The organism is Microbacterium sp. ZW CA_36, assembly GCF_044987475.1.
In the GTDB taxonomy this organism is placed as follows: Bacteria; Actinomycetota; Actinomycetes; order Actinomycetales; family Microbacteriaceae; genus Microbacterium.
Map to the genome: position 1 here is coordinate 1 of NZ_JBJDRL010000135.1, position 1,802 is coordinate 1,802.

Sequence of the window (1,802 nt, forward strand, 5' to 3'; positions counted from 1 at the left end):
GCCGGGCCGCGGGCGTCGGCGCGGGGCCGAGCGTCGGCGCCGGGATCGCGCTTCCCCGCCGCTCACATCGGCGAGACCCCACTGGAAGGCCGAGACCGTGGGAAATCCCCGCGGTCTCGGCGACCAGTTGAGGTCTCGCGGTCGGAGCCGCTGACCGAGGATCGCGGACGGGCCAGGCCGGGCGTCAGAAGAGGCGCGGGGCGCCGGACTCGATGCCCTTCATGCCCTCGTAGTCGAGGGTGACGCAGCGGATGCCGCGGTCGGTGGCGAGCACCTTCGCCTGCGGCTTGATCTCCTGGGCCGCGAAGACGCCCGTGACCGGGGCGAGATGCGGGTCGCGGCCGAGCAGTTCGAGGTAGCGGGTCAGCTGCTCGACGCCGTCGATGTCACCGCGGCGCTTGACCTCGACGGCGATGGTGCCGCCCTCGGGGTCGCGCAGGAGCAGGTCGACGGGACCGATCGCGGTCGGATACTCGCGGCGGACCAGGGTGAGGCCGTCGCCGATGACGTCGACCTGCTCGGCGAGGAGCCGCTGCAGGTCGGCCTCGACGCCGTCCTTCTGCAGGCCCGGGTCCAGGCCCAGCTCGTGCGACGTGTCGTGCAGCACCTCGTAGATGCGCACGAGCAGCGCGTCGCCGCTCTTCGCGTGGGTGACGCGCCAGTGCTCGAGCACTCCGGCGGCGGCGGATTCGGCATCCGGGATCTCGACGTCCAGGCGGCAGGGCGGGCTCATCCAGTTGAGCGGCTTGTACGAGCCGCCGTCGGAGTGCACCAGCAGCGAGCCGTCGCCCTTGTGCACCAGCAGGCGGGTCGCGAGCGGCAGGTGGGCATTGAGCCGTCCCGTGTAGTCCACGGAGCAGCGGGCGATGACGAGACGCACCCGACGAGCCTAGCCCGCGGCCGCACCGCGAGGTCTCGATGAGCCGATCCCGCGGTTGTGTCGTCGGGACCCGACGAGCCTGGCCCGCGGCCGCACCGCGAGGACCCGATGAGCCGATCGCGCGGTCGTGCCGTCAGTACCCGACGAGCCTGGCCCGCGGCCGCGCCGCGAGGATCCGATGAGCCGTTCCCGCGGTCGTGCCGTCAGTACCCGACGAGCCTGGCCTGCGGCCGCACCGCGAGGTCTCGATGAGCCGTTCCCGAGGTTGTCCCGTCAGTACCCGACGAGCCTTCCCCGCGGCCGCACCGCGAGGTCTCGATGAGCCGATCGCGCGGTTGTCCCGTCAGTACCCGACGAGCCTGGCCCGCGGCCGCACCGCGAGGACCCGATGAGCCGATCCCGACGTTGTGTCGTCAGGACCCGACGAGTCTTGCCCGCGGCCGCGTCGCACAGTCTCGGCGGTGCCTTCCAGGAACCGTCGACTAGCGTGAACATGCACGGCGAAAGCGCGGCCGAGGCCCGCACTCGCCCTCCGATGGGCTCTCGCCGGCCCACTCGCCTGCCCTGACCGGCCGCCGCCTTCTGCCGCGGCCGGCATCTGAAGCCGCCGCTGCGGAGGAGAACCGATGAATTCACGCCGCCCCGATGCGACCGTCCACTTCCTGACGAGCACGACCGCCGAGCTGCACGTCGGCACCGATGTCGAGGAAGTCGTCGCCCCCGACAGCCTGGCCCTGCGCGACCGCGTCGTCGAGGAGATCCGGCAGCTGGCGGCCTCGACGGGCGAGCCCGCGCACGCCACCCTCGTCGAGGGGTCGTCGAGCTGGCCGCTGGTCGTGCACCCCGACGGCACCTGGGCGGAGTCGCTGGATGCCGCGACCGCCGACCCCGTTCCCGCCCCGGCGTCCGCATCCGCTCCGGT

At 72.9% G+C, this 1,802-nt stretch carries 1 protein-coding gene and 1 pseudogene; one reads left to right on the forward strand and one right to left on the reverse strand.

Annotated elements, in window-relative coordinates; translation table 11 throughout:
* Positions 1-184 precede the first annotated feature (184 nt).
* Positions 185-880 carry an endonuclease NucS gene (gene nucS, locus ACI3KX_RS22055; protein WP_308866300.1) on the reverse strand — a complete coding sequence of 232 codons (696 nt, stop codon included), beginning with the start codon at positions 878-880 and terminating at the stop codon, positions 185-187.
* Between the two features lie 626 nt (positions 881-1,506).
* On the opposite strand from nucS, the pseudogene ACI3KX_RS22060 reads away from it, so the two are divergent.
* Positions 1,507-1,802 (forward strand): annotated as a pseudogene (locus ACI3KX_RS22060) (chromosome partitioning protein); the annotation flags it as partial.